At 46.5% G+C, this 20,586-nt stretch carries 16 protein-coding genes; 1 reads left to right on the top strand and 15 read right to left on the bottom strand.

Annotated elements, in window-relative coordinates:
• Positions 1-944: 944 nt before the first annotated feature.
• Positions 945-1,934 carry a helveticin J family class III bacteriocin gene (locus ASD40_RS19820; protein WP_057304874.1) on the top strand — a complete coding sequence of 330 codons (990 nt, stop codon included), beginning with the start codon at positions 945-947 and terminating at the stop codon, positions 1,932-1,934.
• A 333-nt stretch (positions 1,935-2,267) separates the two neighbouring features.
• Here the strand turns inward: ASD40_RS19820 and ASD40_RS19815 are convergent, their stop codons facing one another.
• From ASD40_RS19815 to ASD40_RS19745, 15 genes are all read right to left on the bottom strand, one after another.
• The gene (locus tag ASD40_RS19815; RefSeq protein ID WP_442952684.1) at positions 2,268-2,642 is read right to left on the bottom strand and encodes an EamA family transporter; all 375 of its coding nucleotides are present in this window, start codon (positions 2,640-2,642) and stop codon (positions 2,268-2,270) included.
• A gap of 42 nt (positions 2,643-2,684) precedes the next feature.
• A complete protein-coding gene (locus ASD40_RS19810; RefSeq protein WP_057304873.1) occupies positions 2,685-3,530 on the bottom strand; it encodes an AraC family transcriptional regulator in 846 nt (281 codons plus the stop codon).
• A gap of 21 nt (positions 3,531-3,551) precedes the next feature.
• Positions 3,552-4,244, bottom strand: coding sequence for a phytanoyl-CoA dioxygenase family protein (locus tag ASD40_RS19805; RefSeq protein ID WP_057304872.1), 693 nt, complete (start codon positions 4,242-4,244; stop codon positions 3,552-3,554).
• A gap of 707 nt (positions 4,245-4,951) precedes the next feature.
• On the bottom strand, positions 4,952-5,674 hold the full coding sequence (locus tag ASD40_RS19800) for a glycerophosphodiester phosphodiesterase (protein ID WP_057304871.1): 723 nt from the start codon (positions 5,672-5,674) through the stop codon (positions 4,952-4,954).
• Positions 5,675-5,769: 95 nt separating this feature from the next.
• Entirely contained in the window at positions 5,770-6,924 is a 1,155-nt protein-coding gene (locus ASD40_RS19795) for a hypothetical protein (protein ID WP_057304870.1), read from the bottom strand.
• Complete coding sequence (locus tag ASD40_RS19790; RefSeq protein WP_057304869.1) at positions 6,921-7,676, bottom strand: glycerophosphodiester phosphodiesterase; 756 nt, start codon at positions 7,674-7,676, stop codon at positions 6,921-6,923. The genes ASD40_RS19795 and ASD40_RS19790 overlap by 4 nt, the downstream gene beginning before the upstream one ends.
• A 19-nt stretch (positions 7,677-7,695) precedes the next feature.
• Complete coding sequence (locus ASD40_RS19785) at positions 7,696-8,526, bottom strand: carbohydrate ABC transporter permease (RefSeq protein ID WP_057304868.1); 831 nt, start codon at positions 8,524-8,526, stop codon at positions 7,696-7,698.
• Between the two features lie 13 nt (positions 8,527-8,539).
• A complete protein-coding gene (locus ASD40_RS19780) occupies positions 8,540-9,472 on the bottom strand; it encodes a carbohydrate ABC transporter permease (protein ID WP_057304867.1) in 933 nt (310 codons plus the stop codon).
• Positions 9,473-9,490: 18 nt separating this feature from the next.
• Positions 9,491-10,804 (bottom strand): ABC transporter substrate-binding protein, encoded by a 1,314-nt coding sequence (locus ASD40_RS19775; RefSeq protein ID WP_057304866.1) that lies wholly within the window; start codon positions 10,802-10,804, stop codon positions 9,491-9,493.
• 266 nt (positions 10,805-11,070) lie between these two features.
• Positions 11,071-11,829 carry an MgtC/SapB family protein gene (locus ASD40_RS19770; protein ID WP_057304865.1) on the bottom strand — a complete coding sequence of 253 codons (759 nt, stop codon included), beginning with the start codon at positions 11,827-11,829 and terminating at the stop codon, positions 11,071-11,073.
• An 18-nt stretch (positions 11,830-11,847) separates the two neighbouring features.
• Positions 11,848-13,524 carry a glycerol-3-phosphate dehydrogenase/oxidase gene (locus ASD40_RS19765; RefSeq protein ID WP_057304864.1) on the bottom strand — a complete coding sequence of 559 codons (1,677 nt, stop codon included), beginning with the start codon at positions 13,522-13,524 and terminating at the stop codon, positions 11,848-11,850.
• 120 nt (positions 13,525-13,644) lie between these two features.
• Positions 13,645-18,051, bottom strand: a complete 4,407-nt coding sequence (locus ASD40_RS19760) for a lamin tail domain-containing protein (RefSeq protein WP_057304863.1) — start codon at positions 18,049-18,051, stop codon at positions 13,645-13,647.
• A 42-nt stretch (positions 18,052-18,093) separates the two neighbouring features.
• Positions 18,094-18,909, bottom strand: coding sequence for an HAD-IIA family hydrolase (locus tag ASD40_RS19755; RefSeq protein ID WP_057304862.1), 816 nt, complete (start codon positions 18,907-18,909; stop codon positions 18,094-18,096).
• A gap of 123 nt (positions 18,910-19,032) precedes the next feature.
• Complete coding sequence (locus ASD40_RS19750; protein WP_057304861.1) at positions 19,033-19,782, bottom strand: MBL fold metallo-hydrolase; 750 nt, start codon at positions 19,780-19,782, stop codon at positions 19,033-19,035.
• 178 nt (positions 19,783-19,960) lie between these two features.
• Entirely contained in the window at positions 19,961-20,518 is a 558-nt protein-coding gene (locus ASD40_RS19745) for a glycerol-3-phosphate responsive antiterminator (RefSeq protein WP_057304860.1), read from the bottom strand.
• Positions 20,519-20,586: the final 68 nt, after the last annotated feature.

Below are 20,586 nucleotides of genomic sequence, written 5' to 3'. Positions count from 1 at the left end.
ATGGATTATAAATGAGGGGTGTTAGCAGAACCGTTGCATACTTTGATAGTGGAGAATCCAGTGTAAACTGCGTTAATTAATCAGAAAAGGGAGCCCACAGAACCGTATGGCTCCGATTGTGTTGTTTCAAAATTAGTTGGAGGGTTCTTATACATGAGCACGGGAAGGCAGGTTTCTAATTCAATTGGGCGATTGTTTTAGTTCATTTTCGAGATGAACAATTTCTCTGATCGACCATTTGCCAGGGGCTCTAATCATATCATTATCAAAATCACTTAGTCCTGTAATTGCCTGCATAAGTTCGGTTCGGCACTCTTTTGCATGTCTCAATAAGCTCCTGATCCTCTGCTGATCTTAGAAACATTCCTTTACCCCCGTTTAGTGCAGCTTCATTAAAATTACGTTCGCTATGAAATATGGCACTCATCAATTAATTTTTTTCAAAATAATATCATGTGTAGGAAAAGCCATAATTGGTAATTCATCAGAGGAGAAGAAAGCTACTTCCTCAATATCGTCTCCTGCAGCGAGCTTACCATCGACCTCGTTGGCTAGAAACCAGATTATTACACTTTGCTGTCCACGGTATCAAAACGTCCCACTCCCGGTTTTATATTTGCTCTATTGCTTCAACCTAATCAGCTTGGCAAAGCCGGCTGCCAAATATCGCTTGACTTTCTGGAAACAAACTGTTAACATGATCATGTAATCGCTTTGAAAGCGCTTACTTTTCACCCTAATATGAATATATGTGACGGTTGGAGTCCATGAGAAAACCCGAACAATTTGATTCGCTCGCCTGCGAGCCTGTCTTATTGTTGGGGTTTTTATTTTGTTGACTGGGCTCATCCGACAATAAGGAGGTGCCGCTTGAGGCTTACGGCCAAGTAGCATGGAGCATTGGAGCAAGATGTAAAGGATTGCACAACAAAGGAGGTATCAGTATGTTTCAAGTTCAAGCATTGAGCCTTATTAAAAGGCAATTAAAACTACTCACATCTGTTGTTCTCGCAATTCTTATTTTGGGAATGTCTGTTTTGCCCGTATTTGCGGCAACTCCTGCTAAAACTGTAAACGCTTCAGCAACACTCGCATACAATCTCAAAGGACTTAATCACAACCTGGCTGTTCAGAAGGCTTATATCGCTTCAACGTATCTTTACGTAACTCAGCGGTCTGGGGGAACATGCTATCTTTCAAGATTACTCATAAACGGAAGTGACGCAACATACGTTGATGAAATGACCGTCACCAATGCCGGTCATTGCCAAACACTTGATATGTACACATATAATGATATAAATTACTTTTATTTCAGTTCGAAAGCGGATCCTTCAACATCGTATTACTGGTCGCTCCAGGTAGCAAGACTTCAATACTCGGCCGGCGCGACATATGATTATACGGATCTTCATCGGTTCACCTATATGAATTACGCCAATGAGACTGGTACAAGTTTAGGTACGACATACCGCGTTGATAGCGGCGGCAACAGTACCAATACTATTTTCCGCATACAAACTGCAGAAGGAACTGTAACTTGGTCAATTTATGACACGGTAACATTGAACCAGCTTCTTGACAGCAATGAACAGGTTCGAATGGACAGTGCTGCGGCGGTAAGCGCCTGCGTTACCAGCTTTACGCAGTCGGGAAGTGCTATAGTCAGACCGAACGGATCTTTCCAGGGTGTTGATATGCTCGATAATACGGAAATATATACGTCAGGCGGCGCGGAAGGTCAAACTCCGCAGATTGCTATGATGAACAACACAGGAGCATACAAAACCCTTGTGAATATTACAAATGTGGGAACCCATGAAATTGAGGGAGTACAGACAAAAAACGGTAACGTTTATTTTAATATAGTTACAGACCCAGTAAATAAACAAAATACGCAGAAAATTTATTACGTTCCTGATAGCATATTTTAAATAACCGCCAAACTGGAATTGGTCACCATAAGTGTTCGCATTAAAGAATCTAACACATGATCTAAGCATTTCGCCACAATTAATGGGTATTGTAATTTCTTCTTCATATTAGTGAAAACTGCCCGTTTAGCTTAACGTTGCTGTCAGTCTACAACTTTATTTTCGCAGTTTATCAAGACTTAAATTTAAAAAACTATTATTAAATAAAAGGTTTCACATACTAGTCATATCTAATATGTGAAACCCCTTTTTTGTTAAACCATAAGTTCGCCGTTAGTTTAACAGGCTAGCCGATTCTGTCAGTTACCTTGTTTCTATGTCGAGTTACACTTCTCATTTTGAAGGGTTGTTATTTCCCCTTTTCATCTCTCCGCCTGCTTCACCTATCCATATGGAGCCCAATAGCATGGCAGCGCCGATAAGCTGCTGCAAACTCATCCTCTCTCCAACAACCAGAACTGAAATTAATAGTGAAGTTAGGGGGTCGATATAACTCAATACAGCGATGCTTTGGCCTATAAGTCCTTTCATTCCTGCAAAGAAAAGATAAAATCCAATCCCGCCATGAATGATACCCAACATAAGCATCAATATAATCGGTGCGCTGGTGAATGAAAAGAAATTGTAGCCATCGGTGAATAGCACAAATGGGGACAGCATCATAACCGATAAGCCAAGCTGCAGAAGCGTATTTGCCAGCCCGTCCAGGCCCGCGATGTACCTTTAGAACCTGTGAGGGCAAGCAAAAGTTTACAGCTTCTTCGATTGTTTTGCATAGGACGAAGGAGTCATTCCAGTAATCCTCTTGAAAATCCGACTGAAGTAAAATTCGTCCTCGTAGCCGACGAGCTTGGATATATCGGTTAATGTCAGCCCAGAGCGTTCCAGTAGTTCCTTCGCTTTAGTAACCCGCAGACGAATGATGTAGTCTTTTGGCACGAATCCGGTGAGCCGCTTGAACTGCCGGGAGTAATAGCCCGCGCTGAGCCCGGCCTTCTTGGCCAACTGCTCAACGGTTAAAGGAGACTGGAAATGGTCCGCGATATACCGATACGTGAACTGAATCGCCGAATCCGCGTCACTACTGTACTGTTGATCGTACATATTGTCGATCAAGGAAAGCCATAGCTCCCGAAACGCCAAATTGCAGCGATATTGCCAAATGGGATCGTAGGCTTTCCATAGTTGAAACACCTTATCAAAGCATCTACGGACTTCGGCCGGCCGAACTGTCGTAAGCATGCCGCGCAAAGGGGCAAGCCAGCTGTCAGAAGACCGTGAAATCCACTCCTGCTTCTCTTTACAACAAATTCGGTAGTCGAACCGGATATGGTAAATTTCAACGTCTTCTGCCTCCGAGACCGACCATTCGAACGTCGTCTCGGGAACAAACATCATGACGGATCCCGCTTCTAGAGTATATTTGACGTTGTTCATCACGTAGAAACCCGTGCCTCTTACGATATAGTGAATGGAATGAATGTTGTGAATGTACGGTGCTTGATACGTACCGGCCTGGAGTATCGTATTTCCAGCAAAAGCGATCGAGAACACGGATTTATCGAGATGATCCGCCAGTTGGGTCGCGTTTATCAATGCTTACTCTCTCCTTGCAGCTCAGATCGCAGGACGCAGAACGATGTGCTGCTTCCCCCGCCCGATCGGTACCGTCGCCTCCTGGTACGAAACGATGAACGCCCTTCTAACTTGATCCGTTTCGTTGCCTTTCGAGGAATGCCAAGTCAACGCGTTAAAAAGCAGCATGGAGCCCGCCTTCATTCGCACCGGTTCGGCTTTTGTCAAATCGACCTGCTCCTCGTCCAGCGCCTTCCGGCAAGTGCCGTTATTTTTGACGGTATAAGGCTGCTGCCCTTGCTTATGACTTCTGGGAACGATCCATAAGCATCCGTTCAGCTCGTCCGTATCCTGCAGCGGTACCCAGATCGACATCCGAGTATCGCTGTTCACCACTTCGTTATAGTATGCGTCGTCCTGATGCCAGTGACAGACAGATGCGCTGTGTGGCAGCTTGGTCAACAGCTTTGAGGAAAAGATGGAAATGCCCGGCTTAACGATGTCCTCGATCAAGTTCAGAATCCGCTCGTCGTGAGCGAATTGTTTCGTCTTGTCGGTCAGCATCGCTAGCTGGTACGTAAATCCTTCGTGTTCCCCCGAGGTTTGGACTGGCTCTTCGCATCCATCAAGCTCTTCGTTAATCTCACTTAGTTCCTCCGTCGAAAATAGATCCGAAACGACCACATAGCCAAGTTCATCATAATTCTTTTTCTCTTCTATCGTCAATTTTCTCACCTGATTCACTCCTTTATTAATCGCTTGATTGTATTGTAGCACTTGGCTTTACGATTCTGCCATGGAGAAATACGATAAGCAATCTGGACAAATCGGATGTCTCCAGAAAACGCATTAAAGCTGAAAACGGTCTGAAAAATGCCCTGGATTGGCGTTCCTTATACCGTTAGTTGCTATTTTGACGGGAACGCTTTTCTTTAACGAACCGTTTTCAGGGTCGCTTTTGGCAGGTCTCGTGTTGATTCTGTCGAGTATTATTTTTGTAAAACGAAAGTCTTCCTACGGCGTAACAAGCGTCATTGAATGACCGCATATGTGAAGTCATGATTTCCTTCTTCAGACGAACTAGGCAGCCATCAGCTTGTACATTTGCAGCAACCCTTTTGTGAATCTTCTCTCATTCGCATCAGGATTAAAGCGCGTGGGGTGTTATTCGTAATGCCTTTCACATATTGATGGAAAGTACACCCACAACCATTGATGGATAAAGTTAAAAAGACGTTAGAAAGAATTGATGGTGTCATCAATGTTCACAACAGGATATTTTACAAAAGGAAATCCATGAAAAAGAAAATAAATTCAAAATCCAGCACACTACTTTTCAAATAGAGACATCGAATGTACATCATGCTGAACTCAAAGTTTAGAACCGTATAACAAAAAGACGAACTGCTATCCTCAGATAACGGCTCGTCTTTATGTCATTTTCACTGATTTACAATCGATCCGAACGGTTCCATGCACTGCTTCCACCGGTCCAGTTCATTCGTGCAAACCCAAATGTGCGGGTATCGGGAGCGTATATCACGCATATCTTGCTCATCGTCAATCGTCCACGCTATCAATTGGATGCCCTGCTCATCGCAGCGTTGAACAAATTCGTCAGTCAAATAAATATATTTGACAGAAACGTAACGGGCGTCAATTTGCTTGGCAAGCGGAAAGACAGAAGGCGTTGCTCCGTAAAGGACTAGCCCAAGCTCGATCTCGCGAGACAATTCGCGCATCCGGACGATCGAATAATGATCGAAGGATGTCACGAATACTTGATCAAGAGCATCACAAGAACGTACCACATCAAGTACTTTCTGTTCCAATCCAGGGTACAGATTGCCGCTCTGCTTCAGTTCAATGTCCACCTTGGCCTTTCCCTTGGCCAACTGCAGCACTTCCTCGAGCGTCGGGATCAGTTGACTGCTTCCGGCGTCCAATTTCCGCAGCTCGTCGAACATGAAATCCACCACTCTGCCCTTGCCATTTGTCGTCCTGTTGACCGTCGTATCATGAATAACGACAGGTACGCCGTCTTTGGTTAACTGTACATCCAACTCCAAATGACTATACGATAAGTCTAAAGCTGCTTGAAAAGATGCAAGCGTATTCTCAGGAACCTTCCTCGGGTATCCTCTATGGGCCAGGCCTTGAATCATTGCAGCTCCTCCTCCTCAGTTTGATAATGAAGTTGAATTAAATCATCGAACTTCCAATATCATACATGAATTGTTCGCAGCTTGCCAACCAGTTCTTACTCATGAAGCGGCAGGACTTGAATCCTGTCCAGCGCGTAGCTGGAAGAAGTTTTGTACTTGGTTGCCCCCGACTCAAATAGGATATACAGCTGTCCATTCGTTTCGAACAACCCTTCGGACATGGGGGGTGCTTCCATTTTACTTTTCAAGCTCTTGCTGTCCAAGAACCAGACGGGAACATCTTTGCCCCTAACTGACACTGTAGTATGCGGTTTGTCTACTGTCATACTATTGACGAAACGGTGCAGTGTACTTGCATTATTGCGACCGGATGATTGACTGAGCCATATGCCGTCCTTTGTAACAAACATGCCTTGAATGCTGCCTGGCAGCGACATAATATAGTCTGGGACAGCAGGTGTCGACCCCTGCTCTTTTGCCACAGGCAGGTCTGTCTCTGCATCCAGCTTATAGCCGACCGCCCATGCTCTGTGTTCTTTATCATCGCGATTCGTCAGGTAATGTGACTTATCCGTCGGGTAGTCAGTGCCTTGAGCAAACTCGCCGATCCATAAGACGCCGTCCGCGTAAGTCGTAAATGAAGCACGCGTATCGTTTTTCACTGAACCTTTGAAAGTAAGCTTACCGTTATCCGCTTTTTGGATATCTTCCGTATTGAAAAAGTTCACATCTTGTTCCGAAGAAATCCAGATATGCTTCCGACTTGCCGTGATCCCCCCAGCATGCCCCTTGTAAGGAGTGCCATCGCTTTTATAGAGCTCAAGCGCCTTAACCATTTTCCCGGTACCGGCGTCTATTACCGTTAGCAAGCTCGGCTTACCATCTTCTCTGTAGTACGACACCAGAATCCATTTAAGGTCTTCCAAGTAGGCCATGCCTTGCGGGATCGCATTTTGTTTTAATGCAGGGACAATGGGACCTTGGTTTGCTTTTTGCAAAAAGGTTTTGATCTCCGGCATGTCGACTCGGATTTTAATACCCGCTTCTTCTTGTGTAAAAACTGCGGGTGTCGCTGCAGCCTGGTTGCTGCCAGACTTATTCACCGCCCCGCCGACAGCTCCGGCTTCAGCGGTCGGTTTCGTTGACACTGAAGACGGCGTGGTCGAAACCGATGAAGCCCCCTGTTGGCAGCCGGTTACCATTAGCGCCGATAATCCTGCAAGAAGAACAATCCATGCCGTTCGTTTCATCGTCCTGCCCCCGCACTAGCCGTATACGATAACAAAGTCCTCAGCTTGCCTGGATAGTCTGTAATAATTCCCGAGACGCCATAATCAATCAACTTCGCCATATTTTCTTCGTCGTTGACCGTGTAAGCAAATACGCGAAGACCATGTGCAACTGCTTCACGCACATCTTCAGCGACGATTCGAGTATGCTTGGGATGCAGCGAGTATACCGGCGTCCCTAAGCCTGCCGCTAATTGGTTATGCTGCCCTGGGGTAAAATCATATAGAAGACCGATCTTGATTTCCGGCTCAAGAAGCTTCAGAAACAGTAAACATTTATGGTCGAATGAAGAAACAACGACATTTTGAATGCGGTTCTTGCGTCTCATGAGCTCCACCAAAGCAGGCTCTAATTTACGCCCATAGGAAGATTTAATTTCCACATTAATCATGACATTCGTCGGTACGAGATCGAATACTTCTTCCAGCAGCGGCACACGCTCACCCGCATACTTCTCATGAAACCATCGACCTGCATCAGCTTGCTTAAGCTCCGTGAGCGTCAATTCATTCACTTTACCGCTTATGTCTGTCGTCCGGTTCATTGTGTCGTCATGAATAACGACAATTTCTCCATCCTTGGATAAATGAATGTCTAATTCAATCGCGTCGCAACCTTGCTCAAGTCCGAGAAGGAAAGCCGCCAGCGTATTTTCCGGCGCTTCCCCTTTCGCTCCACGATGCGCGATGACTAACAATGGTTGTTTTGTCATGATGCATGAAGCTCCTCTCTTACTTAAATGTTGAGTTCGCCATGGCGGCAACAATATATTTCTGTGCGAACACAAACATGATAACGATAGGTAAAATAACCAAGATACTCGCAGACATCAACAGGTGAAAGTTAAGCGCCTCGTCGCCAGCAATTGAATCCCGCATCATGGAAATACCGACCGTCAGCACGCGCATTTTATTCGAGTTGGTCATAACGAGCGGCCAGAAGTAGGCATTCCAGCTATGTATAAAGCTGATGACGGTCAAGGTAGCTACCGTCGGCATCGCCATCGGGGTCAGAATGCGATAAAGCACCTGCAAACGACTCGCTCCATCCACTTTAGCGGCCTCAATCACATCGTTATTAATCGATCGGAACATTTGGCGCAACAGAAAAATGCCGTATGCTGAAGCCGCGTGTGGAATGATCAATGCGTAGTACGTATTAATCCAACCTATTTTCGACAGCATTACGTAAATAGGTACGAACACGACCTGCTCTGGAACAATCAGCGCGGCCAGTACAAGAGCGAACAGGGCATCTCTACCTGGGAACGTACCTTTAGAGAATGCGTACGCAGCCATGATGCCGATGTTAATTTGCAGAAATACGATACCGACAGTCTGGATGACCGTATTTACGGTAAAACGATAGAAAGGAATTGCCTTGAAAGCGCTTGCGAAGTTTTCCCACATCAGCTTTTCCGGCCAAAAGCTCGGTACAGCCATGCGCAGCTCACTCGATGTTTTCAAAGCAGTAATCAGCATCCAATAAATAGGAAAAAACATAAATAACGTAATAACGATTGCGACAATGACCCGGGTACTGGTAAACAGCGGATTTTTCATATGTCACTGGCACCTACCCTTCGTAATGGACTTTCTTCTTGGACACATACATTTGCACCATGGTCAGCAAGACGATTATGAGGAAGAACATGATAACAAGAGCAGACGCTCGGCCTGTTCGAAACTCGGAAAACGCCATTTCATAAATCCAGTAGACCATAGCTTTCGTTGAATCGAGTGGGCCTCCGTTCGTGAGGACATCGACTGATTGGAACACTTGCATCGAAGAAATAAAGTGTGTAACGACCAGGAATAATGTTGTCGGAGACAGCAGCGGCAATGTAATTTTCCAAAACTGCGTCCATTTCGTCGCCCCGTCGATGCCGGAAGCCTCATAATATTCGACCGGAATACTTCTAAGCCCGGCGATGAAGATTATCATTGTAAAACCGACGCCTTTCCAAACCCCAATAAGGACAAGCACCCAAAGTGCGGTCTTCGTATTGGTCAGCCATTGTATCGGGTCCAATCCCACCCAGTTCAGCAATTCGTTCATCAATCCATATCGACCGTTGAAAATCCATAGGAAGATCATAGACACGATAACCATCGAGATGTAATGCGGCATGAAGATGATCGCCCGCATAAAGCCAAAAAACTTCGAAACCGAGTTAAACAAAAGTGCCAGTAACAGCCCGAGTCCGAGCGTAAGCAGAACGTCTAATATGGTGTACGTAAATGTAATTTTGAGCACTTTATAAAACGTGTCGCTAGTCAGCAAATAGACGTAGTTGTCGAAGCCGATGAATTTCTTCACCGGCTTCGTCATATTCCAGTTTGTAAAGCTGAGGTATAACGAATTTAGGAGCGGATAATAGATAAACAGAGTCAATATGACCAATGCGGGCACTGCAAACGAAAAGTCTTTCAAGTATTCTAACCAACGGGTATTAGACCGTTTGGTCGCTTGCTGTATACGGACAGGCTGGCTTTCCGTCGCTTTCATGGCGACTCCCCTTTCTTTCTAGCTTTCTTTCAAAATCGCATCGATTTCTTTCACAGCGTCCTTCATAAGAGGCACTGGATCTCCATTTTCAAGAAGCATTTTACCAACCACTTCCATGTACTTCTTGCTGAATTCCGGATAAGTCGGGTGCTGCGGACGGCCTACGACATTGTCGAAATTATCAAACACCGCTTTGTACTGCGGCAGCTTCTCAAAGTACTTCTTGCCTTCCTCTGTCGTGAGAACGGACTTGTGAGTTGGCAAGTAACCTGTGCCTTCCGCCCACTTGATATTGTTCTCAGCTGCGGTCATGAACTTCACGAACTTCCAACCAGCTTCCTTCTGTTTAGCAGGAGCTCCGTCCATCATAACAATGCCTGCTCCACCGATATGCGATTTGCGTTCTTTGTCGCCAGGCAGGAATGAAACGCCTACTTCAAATTTCGCATTTTGCAGGTAGGTTTTCAAGACAGCCGAAGTATGCTGAACCATCGCTACTTTTTCCTCTAAGAACATTTGGCGCATGGTGTCTGAAGCACCTTTGCCGTAACCCATATGCATAGAACCTTCCTTAGTCCATTTTTCGAAGTTTTGAATCCACTTCAGACTATCAGGCTGGTCAAGCAGCGTTTTCTTATGATCTGGACTCAGAATCGCGCCACCGCCGTTAGATACCCACGGATCCATGTACCATGTATCCCAACCTGGTACGGAGAAAGCGTAACGGCTCGTTTTCCCATTTTCCTTAACCGTAACCTTTTTATTAAAATCTTCGATTTCAGCCCATGTTTGCGGCGGTTTAACATTCAGCTTATCGAGCATCGTTTTGTTGTAAATCATAACGCTTGTACTGACGATTAACGGGAAGCCGTATTGCTTATTGTTATAAGAATACGCTTGCAACATCCCTTTGGAAAAATCGTTCATATCTACTTTATCACGGGATATGTAACCGCTTAAATCTGCAAACACACCACTGTCAGCAAAGTTAGGTAACACTGAAACTTCCACATTGGTGACGGCAGGAACTTCTTTAGCCGCAACAGCCGCCTGCAGCTTCTTATGCAAATCGACGTATGCACCTTGGAACACCGGTTCGACCGTGATGTTCGGATACTTTTTCTGGAACTCACTAATCATGTAATTGACTGCGGGCATTTGCACTTCAGCATGAGAATGCCAATATTGAATCGTAATCGGCGAGTTGTCTTCCACCACCGGTGCAATTGACGCTTCCGCCGGTGTTTCCTCCCCACCGTTCGAGCAGCCAACCGCTGTTGTTAGCATAAGAGAAGATGCCGCAAGCAAGGGAAACCATTTTGTTAATTTCATTGTAAAATCCCCTTTCCATTTTTGGTATTACTTTTGGAGATGAAAAAAGGAGAGCACTGAGACACAAGAAACAAAGGAGCCGCGCAATTACCACACGGTCCGTTCGTCTCTTGGGCTGTCTCAATGATCTCCGACCCAATCGTTATGAACGAATTAAAGCGTTTTCACTGTTACTAGTATTTCACATAATTGCGTAATAGTCAATACAACAGTATATTTTACCATTTGTTAACATCACATACAAGAAGTTGATCGGCTTATGCAATTTATCCTACCGCATGCCTGCTTGACTTCCGGGAACCTGATACCATGCTAAAGGTTTTCGACTCCGTAGACAGGATATGCGCTGATGTAGAGATCGTATCCAACGCCTTTATTAGCGTCTCCCCTTGGCTTGCCTTCAAACTGAAACGCAGCTCCACGACCGCCTCCAATACACCGTCCACTTCGGTCATGCCATCAGGCTTCATCTGGACGTTCACGATGTGAATGCCGTTCTCGCCGAATTTGGTAGCAATGTTGCCTAACACGCCGGGCTTATCGACGATTTTTATCACTACCTCCATCGTTCGCCGATTGCGCATTAAATACTTTTCCCATTTGTTAAGCACAACCAAACTAAGTAATACCATAACCGTTGCAAGCACCGCGCAATACAAGAAGCCCGCGCCGACGCACAGACCGATCGCCGCCACCACCCATAAGGAAGCGGCAGTCGTCAGACCGGACACAGTCAAGCCGGTCCGCATGATGGTACCGGCTCCCAGGAACCCGATGCCGCTAATGACCTGCGCCGCCAGTCGTGCCGGGTCTACCCGCACTTGCGGCTCGTTAACGAAATCGGAGAAGCCATATATCGACAGCAGCATAATTGCCGTTGATCCGATACAGACAAGAATGTGCGTGCGTAAACCAGCCGCATGGTTGCTCCATTCCCGCTCCAAGCCTACGAGTCCCCCTAACCCTGCAGCCAGCAGAATTCGTATGGTAAGCTCTAGATCTGTAATATGCCATACACTGCTCATCTTTGATCACCCCCTTCTTTAGATAGCATGATCATTTACCGGGAGATCGTTAATAGAAGCGAATAACGCTTCCATCATGTTGAGCTGTTTTTCCTTCTGAGCTCCGTCGTATGACAGGTGATTGCAAAGTATTTGAAATACTGCGTCAGCATATTTCTCCGCCTTACTCAATTGGAAATAGGTCCAACCTGTATGCAGTCTCAAGAAATCGGACACGTCGACGGTCATTTCTTCTTCTATGCAGTACATCAGCTCTGCATGCAGCCAGTGCATTTCTATAGGAATGTTTTGCTGTTTCAAAGCCGGTAGACGGTCCATAATGCGAAGCGCATTCGAACCGAATGTATCAATCCAATCTTGCATGACCGTTTGATTTACGCCTTGTGCGGCTCCCAATCTCAGCATTTCTTTCTTCCAATCCGCATAGCTCGCACCACTCTGGTAAACTTCTCCACCGCTCACCGTGATCTTATCCGTACTGCAGGCCGGGTAGCTCCGTCCAGTGGTGTTATGCAGCTCGCTGGCGACAAGATCGACGACTTTCTCGGACATTTTGCGGAAACCTGTCAGCTTGCCGCCGGCTATGGTAATGAGCTTGCTGTCGGAAACGAAAATCTCATCCTTTCTAGACAGCTCAGAAGGCCCTTTGCCTTCCTCATAAATGAGCGGTCTAAGCCCAGCCCAATGGGAACGGATATCATCCGTTGTAAGCCCAATGCTAGGGAACATAAAATTCACCGCACGAATAATATAGTCGCGATCCTCTATCGTCGTTCTTGGGCTCTCAATGGATTGCGAATAGACGGTATCCGTTGTGCCGATATAGGTCACCTTGCCGCGTGGAATGACGAACACCATGCGACCATCCGGTGTATCGAAGTAGGCAGCCTGTTTTACCGGAAAGCGCTCGTAATCAACAACGAGATGGACACCCTTAGTTAAGAACAAGCGTTTCCCTTTCAAGGAACCGTCGATATCTCGCACCTTATCGACCCACGGGCCGGTTGCATTGACAATATGTTTGGCATTAATTTGCGTGTACGTACCGTTGATGCGATCGTGTACACGAACACCCACCGCTTTACCGTCACGGTAAATAAACTCCGTCACCTCTGCATAGTTCACGATGCTGGCGCCTTGCGCGTAAGCAGTCTTCATAATGTCAATCGTTAGCCGGGCGTCGTCCGTTCGGTACTCGAAATATAGCCCGCCTCCCTTCAAGCCATCCTGCTTCAGCAGTGGCTCGAGCTGGGCTGTTTGCCTACGGTCAAACATTTTTCTCCGCTCCTTGCGGGCGACTCCTGCCAGCCAATCATAGATGTATAGACCAATCGACGAGGCAAGGTAACCGTATGTCCCGCCTTTATATACAGGAAGAAGCATCGGTGCGGGAATGACAAGGTGCGGCGCATTTTTGTACAAAATTGCCCGTTCCCGTCCAACCTCCTGCACAAGCTTGACATCTCCCTGCTTCAAATACCGCAACCCGCCGTGAATAAGCTTCGTAGAGCGACTGCTTGTGCCGGAACCGAAATCGTTCTTCTCCAACAGTCCAACATTCATACCGCGCGCACTTGCATCGAGCGCGATACCGGCTCCTGTGACCCCACCTCCGATAACCAATATATCTAGCTCGCTCTGCGCCATTGTCTCTAAAATAATCGATCTGTTAGCTGCTGAAAATGTAGGTCTCATGTATGGTTCTCCTCCATGTAAAATATAAAAACCCCCTTAGAAAAAATGCGCAAACAAACCGCATCTCTTCCAAAGAGGTTCTCCTTCATCTCTACCGCTTGGAATTAATTCGTCTTTTGCTCAACGGGACTGGTGTTTCCTTCCCCCGGCCTCTTCTGGGCTAACAATTACTTTCAATTCAAACGTTTTTCCCTCGAATACGATCGAAATCATTTCCATACCCGGTTTAATGGCCCGGACTAACCCCAATCGGCTTACCTCGAGAGCCCCGGAACTACCTTTGAGCGTGTAAGCAGCCAATGAAGTTATATCACTTTCCGACCCGTCCGCATAAACAGCTTTGACCGCAAGCTGGAACTCCGTACCTTCGGTCATCCGTCCGCTCGAAGGAAAATCTGCGCGAATTGAGTCCGGAGAGGTTACCCGAACGGAAGCCTTGAGCACACTCTCGCCGGCCGTACCGGTAATCGTTACTGTACCCGGTTTTATGGCGCGAATATAGCCTTCCGCTGTGACCTCGATAATTGAAGGCTCGCTGCTCGTCCATATATAGCTGCCTGTTACGTTCTCTGCATTGCGTTTACCTCGGTCTGCAAGTACGATCGCCTGCGCTTGAGCGCCGATCTTCATTTCCTGGGGAATACCTGCTAATGTCCGATTGTCATATGCGCGCAGCTGATCAAGATTCAGCTTAAGCAATCGATCCATCGAATAGGACGACATGAACCGCATATGGTTCGCACCCGATTCGAAGTTCACATACAGATTGTCAGCACCATCCTCATTGCGGATGAACATATTCTCCGCACCGGTTGGAACATTGATCGAACCCGTTTTATTCACGCTGTCCAACAACCATAACGGAACTGTAACGCCGCCGATGGACGTTTCCGCATATTTCGTGGACAGGTCAGAAACGTTCGGCATTGCATAGCGAACAATCGAGTTGTAAGGCCGCCCCTGATTATAAGTGAGCAGCACTTCTCCCTTGTTAAACGCAACGCCCTGGATTTTATCACCGATACTTATCACATATTTAGGCACAAATTTGTCCATGCTCTCTTCTCGAAAGCTGGGTGTATCCGATGGAAGTCTGTCGTTTAAATCGAGCTCATAACCAACGATCCACGACAAGTGAGACTCCCCGTTTCGGTTTTGGATCTGATGCGACGGACTTGTCGTATAAGAAGGCGGGTTGCTGTATTCTCCAACCCACAGTATCCCATCCTCATACGACGCGAATGAGGCATTCGTCACAACGCCGAACGAATCCGCAAATTGTGCGAAGCCTTGGTCCGGCGTATCGATCAGCGTCTGAATCGGCATCCGGTACATCTTCTTGCCGGATGATAGCCATATGTTATCCCGGCTTACCGCAACACCGCCCGCATGCCCGGTGTAAATGGAACCGTCGGGATTTTTGAGGTTAACATATTTCTCCAAAGTGCCTGTCTTTGCATCGACGAGCGCTAAAGTGCTGGGATCCCCCGTATAGTGATACGCAGCCATCAGTATCCATTCATGCTGGTTATCTGCAAAATATGACATCCCCTGAGGAACGTGACCTTGTAGAAGACCCGGTATGATCGGACCCTTCCCCCCGACATCCCATGCCGCCATGTACCGAGATTCAGTAAGTGCATTCGCAGGGCTCGGCTCTCGTTCTACCTGAGTCATTAACGGGTAGGTTGGCTTAGCCGTAGCCGATACGCGCGCGGATTCGTTGCCGGTGTTATCTATCGCGCTCAACTCGAACGTCACCGCAACCTGACCCGGAAGTGCCGGTATCGTGTACGACGTTACCGATGTCGGCAATGTCACCTCAAGCTGTCCACCCATGTACAACTGATACCCTGCCAAGTCCGATTCCGCATTTGGCTCCCAGCTGACGGTCACTTCACCTCGGTTTGGCTCCGCTTGAAACCCTGTAGGTGCTACAGGTGCAATTTGGTCATGCGTCGACTCACGAGGAATTTGCGTAGAGTTAACTACACCAGGCGTCCCGGTTTGCTGAATGCCGACGGTCCGCATGTCAGTGCCGCCGAACATCGGATACGCATAGGTAATCCCTTTTTTCTCGAGAAATTGACCGGCTGTATACGTTGCCGAAACGAGAACAGTACCGTCCGGCTCGACGATATCGATGATACCGCCATTGTTGGATAACCCGCCTGCGCCGTCGCCATACACGAAAGCCGAATGTGGAACATATTTTGCTTCTTGGAAGCCGTAATAGAAAAAGTTAAATCCGTCCGGCTTTAAATAGCTGAGCCCATTCGGACGCACCCAAAATTGAATGCTTTTTTTCGGCTCGATGGGGGTCGGCTGATCGAACGTCCAAGACCAGCTTTTCGCAGCATCATCTGGCTGCGTAAACCGCACTGTTTTCCCGTTCAGATCGAACGGCTGCAAATGCGGATTGTACAGCTCGATGAACTCATACGCATCGTAGACATCGCGCGATTCGAGCGGCTCTGTGTTCCATGTGTCGGGAACAATTTCCGTTATCATTACCCCCGGCATTGTATCAGCCGTCGGTGTTGCAACGATCGGAGCGGTCAAATCGGATTCTCTGCCAGCCGTATCGATCGTGCTCACCTGCAAGGAAACCGCCGTCCCGTTTTCCAGTCCCTCAATAATCGCCTTATTCTCCGGCATGAGCAGCTTATTTAGCACCACGCCATTCACATATACGTTCACATAGGCAACATCTGGCTCGAGCTTATCGCTCCAGGTCATCTTCACTCCACCGACACCAGCCGCTACCTGTATGTCAGTAGGGGCAGCTGGTCGCACCATATCAGCTGGATCGGCTACCTTTTGCACCGGATACAGAAAACCCGGATTGGCCTGCATGGAAAATCTGTCGGCCGAGACAACCCCATTGCCGCGATCCGGAATGAAGTTGGCACTGATGCTTTCGCCGATATCTTCAACCTTGTAGGTCGTATCAGTAAGCACGATATTGTCGGGATCTAGAAATTGTACACGGCGCGACGCCGAATTCGACATGCCGCCGTTTACGACTACGATCATCTGATCCTCCACAATCGAGCTGCCGTAAGCCAGATTGAATTCGGGCAGTCCAACCTGCTGTACGTTGGTGTTTTTGAACCAAATAAGGAATGTCCCTTGCGGCGCGATCATTTTGTTTTCCGTGATGAGATAATCAAAAACGGTTGCACCTGCTATGTATTTTAAAATAAATCCTTTGACGTTAATGGGCGTAGAGGTAGAATTGTACAGCTCAATAAACTCGAACGCATCTGTCCCACCTGTTTTGTAGTCGATATTTTTCGTGTTTGGCGCCATTTCCGTAACTACAAACGAGGGGGCGGCCTGCGGTTTTTGTGCAACCACTGCAGGCTGCGCAGACATTAACCCTGACTGATTGACGGTATAGACAGCGAACGTGACGCTTTGGCCATTCGTTAAACCTGTTGCCACATAGGAGGAGCCTATCACCAAATCCGGCAGCTGCACGCCGTTCTTATAAATACGGTAACCAGCAACATCCCCCTCAGTAGAAGCATCCCAGCTCAAACGAATCGCCTTATCACGAGGAAGCGCTTGTAAGCCAGTCGCAACAGCAGGAATAACTGGAATGCCCGCCTTTCCGCGTACCGGGAGCGAAGCTGGGGATACGCCTCCGTCAGCATAGACGGACGATAACGTAAACGTATAATCGGATCCATTAGTCAGTCCGGTATACGTATAGGTCACATCAGTAACCGACGCCATTGAAAGACCGTTTCGGGAATGAATCCGGTAGCCGATCACATTCGAATCGCTGCTCGGCGTCCACGACAGCGTCAAGCTGCCGTCTCCCCCAGCTGCGATCACGTCACTCGGCGCCACTCCTGGCACTTCATCGGAGGCGATACGTCCCGGCGTTGCTATCTTATTTCCGCCGTTATACACCATAGCAATCCCAGAGGAAGGCTGCTTAAATGAAATGCCTTTGTTTTCGAACGTATCGTCGTTATCAGAATTCACGAAATATGTGGCGACAACGATTTCCGAACCGAGCAGGTCGACTAGGGAAATGCTTATATTTTTCTGTGAAGAGCTTCCGTTGTACAAGCCAGAAACGTTTTGCAGAACATGTATACGGTCATTCGGCAGTTCGGACTCAGCGATACCATAATTGCTTCTGAACTGGTCACGTGTCAATTGTGGTGTGTTTCCACTGATCACACTATTTTGAGTCCAAATCAGCACCGTTTCACGAGGGGGAATTCGTACGTTACTACCAAGTGTTCCTTCCCATTTAAAAACACCGTCAATTTTCCCCTGAAGCTTGTAACCCGTCAAGTCAATCAGTTCATCTGAAGCGTTGTAAAGCTCGACGTATTCGTAGCCATCATTTGAATTTACATTTACCGTGTCCGGAACCAGCTCCGTAATAAATACGGCCGAAACAGCAGATGCCGATACAGCCGGGATATCGATCCCGGTCACGACCGAAGCGGCGAACAGTGACAGAGCAACCGAGCAAACGACTATTTGTTTGAACTTACGATTCATAGCTCTCCTCCTCTTATTAACCCATGATCTCGCCGTCTCATTTCAATCCAATTCTAATGTACTTGCAGTCTCTTCGATAACCTCCTCTAACAAGAGGTCATATACAGAATTAAGAATATAATCCGGTTGACAGTCTGATTTGGAAATATCCTCCTTTTGTGTAATTCCCGTCAAAACCAATGCCGTATGCAAACCCGCTAGTTTACCCATCAAAATATCCGTTTCAAGCCGATCACCTGTCATTAGACATTGATCTGCGTTTAGCTTCAAACTTTCCAATGCCGCTTTGGCCATATAAATGGACGGTTTACCGGTAATAAGTTCAATTTTCTTTCCTGTTGCTCCTTCAATAGCTCCGATCATCCCCCCGCAATCCGGAACATCACCTCCCTCCGTCGGACAAGTTCTATCCGGATTTGTGGCAAGGACCATAGCTCCTTTCTTAATCGCTTGATAGGCAAAATCCAGATGAGAGTAGTGAAACTCACGATCCCATGAGGTGATGATTACATCTGTTTCTTCAGGTGATTCTGCGAATGTAAACCCCGCCTGCTTGAATTCTTCTTTGATCAATGGTTCCCCGATCACGTATATTTTACAGTCTTCGTATTTTTCTTTTAAAAACCGAATGGTAACCAGCGTCGGACTCAAGATTTGGTCAATCCCGACTTTTATGCCCAAACCGTTTAGTTTGGTGACGTATTTGTCTCGGGATTCAATCGTTTTATTCGTTAAAAACAAGATTTTTTTATGTCTCGATTGAAGGGATTCGATCACCTCAGCTGCGCCGTCAATCAAGCGCCCCCCCAAATAAATAGTACCGTCCAAATCAAATATATATCCTGCAAAATCTTTCATCTGTTCCCACTCCTATATCTATAAATTCAAAAAAAATCCCAAACCTTAAGACAGACTTCACCTTCCGGCTAAAGTCAGTCTGATAGGTTTGGGATTCTACTCGTCTCTTTCCCTTACACATCATCATAGATTAATTTTCATGAAATCAAAGCCAATGATTATTTTATCCTTAATAGCTATAACCTGACTGTCGAGAACGCGATCATAAGGCTCTGTATCGGTTAAATGAACGGCTACCACCTGATCAATACGTTCCAATGGATAGTAATTAATTATTTCCTGTAAGCTCGTATGGTTAACCCGTGGACGTTCGGCAGTTGTCGCTTCATGAATCATTATGTCAATCTGCTTTTGTTCTTTGATCCAGCTATTGGGCTCCGTGTCTGCCGAATAAACCAAAACCTTGTCTTTATATTGGATTTTTAATCCAACGGTCGGACCTAGATGCAGACTTGGAAAGGTCGTTATCATTAACTCCTCTTCTTTTATCAACAGTGATTCCGTTCTCCACGCATACTTATGGATCTGAACTTCAAATAACACAGGCCATTGATGAATATCAATCACTTCTAGCCATTTCTTTAGTTGGACCTCATTCTCAGAGGAACAATAAATGATCAGGGGCTTCGTTCGACCTGCTAGCCACATTCCCCATAGTAGGGATGGTAATCCGTACACATGATCGATATGAAAATGGGTGAAAATGATCTCCTTCACTTGATGGACGCTAATTCCCAATTTAGCAAGCTTGCTCAAAGGACTTCCCCCAACGTCTACCATCGTGCAATCTTCCCTGTTTTGGATGAGGAAATAGGTGTTATCCCTATCCATCCCGCCAACAGCGCAGGCTGTCCCTAGTAAGGTAATTTCCATTTTGTGCAATTGTCCCCCTAAAAAGATAAAGAACCCGCAACTACACATGAACTCACTTTCCCATTAGAAAGTGAATTACAGTGTAATCAGGGGTTCTCATTAGTCTCTACCCAAGATACAAAATAATCTAATATTGCTACTATATAATAAAAATAATGAAAGCGCAATCAATTAATCGCTATTGCCATAACTCAGATTTCCCGGTAGAGACTGCCAACGCCCCAGCGTGCAAAGCCTCGTCTATTTCCCTCTGATTGTCAACCAGTCCCCCGGCAATAATGGGGTAGGGAGTCATTGAAGTTAGCCCCTCGATAATGTGGGGCATAATGCCAGGCATGACCTCAATCGCATCCGGCTGGCTTTGCTCCGCCGCTTTGATCCCTCTTAGCACGGCGCTGTGATCAATTAGGAAAATACGTTGAATGGCCATCAAATTCATGTCTTTCGCAATCCGAATGAGGTTACCTTTTGTAGAAATAATACCGGTAGGCTTTACATTTTTCGCTAAATAAGATATTCCGGTCCGATCAGCCACTATTCCTTCTATGAATTCTACATGAATAAAGACTTGCTTACCTGCGCCCTTTATCTTATCCACCAATTCCTGAACATTGAAGATGGAGCCTATTAGCAGAAAAATAATATTGGCCTGACTCTTTATAGCAAGCTCTAGTTCTTCTTCTTTTTGTACGGTGGCAATGGTTTGATGCTCTACAAGATCGATTATTGGATACATATAAACTCTCCTTTCAAACAGATAAACAAAAACCCTGACCACAATGAAACATACCCCTCCAGTTGAAG

Source organism: Paenibacillus sp. Root444D2 (assembly GCF_001426375.1).
In the GTDB taxonomy this organism is placed as follows: Bacteria; Bacillota; Bacilli; order Paenibacillales; family NBRC-103111; genus Paenibacillus_E.
The sequence above is the reverse complement of the archived record's forward strand: the minus strand, read 5'-3'. Positions and strand labels throughout refer to the sequence as shown.

Coding starts and splice junctions, on each gene's coding strand:
- ASD40_RS19820 (WP_057304874.1), top strand. CDS start 945: ATGTTTCAAGTTCAAGCATTGAGCCTTATTAAAAGGCAATTAAAACTA.
- ASD40_RS19800 (WP_057304871.1), bottom strand. CDS start 5,674: ATGATTCAAGGCCTGGCCCATAGAGGATACCCGAGGAAGGTTCCTGAG.
- ASD40_RS19795 (WP_057304870.1), bottom strand. CDS start 6,924: ATGAAACGAACGGCATGGATTGTTCTTCTTGCAGGATTATCGGCGCTA.
- ASD40_RS19790 (WP_057304869.1), bottom strand. CDS start 7,676: ATGACAAAACAACCATTGTTAGTCATCGCGCATCGTGGAGCGAAAGGG.
- ASD40_RS19785 (WP_057304868.1), bottom strand. CDS start 8,526: ATGAAAAATCCGCTGTTTACCAGTACCCGGGTCATTGTCGCAATCGTT.
- ASD40_RS19780 (WP_057304867.1), bottom strand. CDS start 9,472: ATGAAAGCGACGGAAAGCCAGCCTGTCCGTATACAGCAAGCGACCAAA.
- ASD40_RS19775 (WP_057304866.1), bottom strand. CDS start 10,804: ATGAAATTAACAAAATGGTTTCCCTTGCTTGCGGCATCTTCTCTTATG.
- ASD40_RS19770 (WP_057304865.1), bottom strand. CDS start 11,829: ATGAGCAGTGTATGGCATATTACAGATCTAGAGCTTACCATACGAATT.
- ASD40_RS19765 (WP_057304864.1), bottom strand. CDS start 13,524: ATGAGACCTACATTTTCAGCAGCTAACAGATCGATTATTTTAGAGACA.
- ASD40_RS19760 (WP_057304863.1), bottom strand. CDS start 18,051: ATGAATCGTAAGTTCAAACAAATAGTCGTTTGCTCGGTTGCTCTGTCA.
- ASD40_RS19755 (WP_057304862.1), bottom strand. CDS start 18,909: ATGAAAGATTTTGCAGGATATATATTTGATTTGGACGGTACTATTTAT.
- ASD40_RS19750 (WP_057304861.1), bottom strand. CDS start 19,782: ATGGAAATTACCTTACTAGGGACAGCCTGCGCTGTTGGCGGGATGGAT.
- ASD40_RS19745 (WP_057304860.1), bottom strand. CDS start 20,518: ATGTATCCAATAATCGATCTTGTAGAGCATCAAACCATTGCCACCGTA.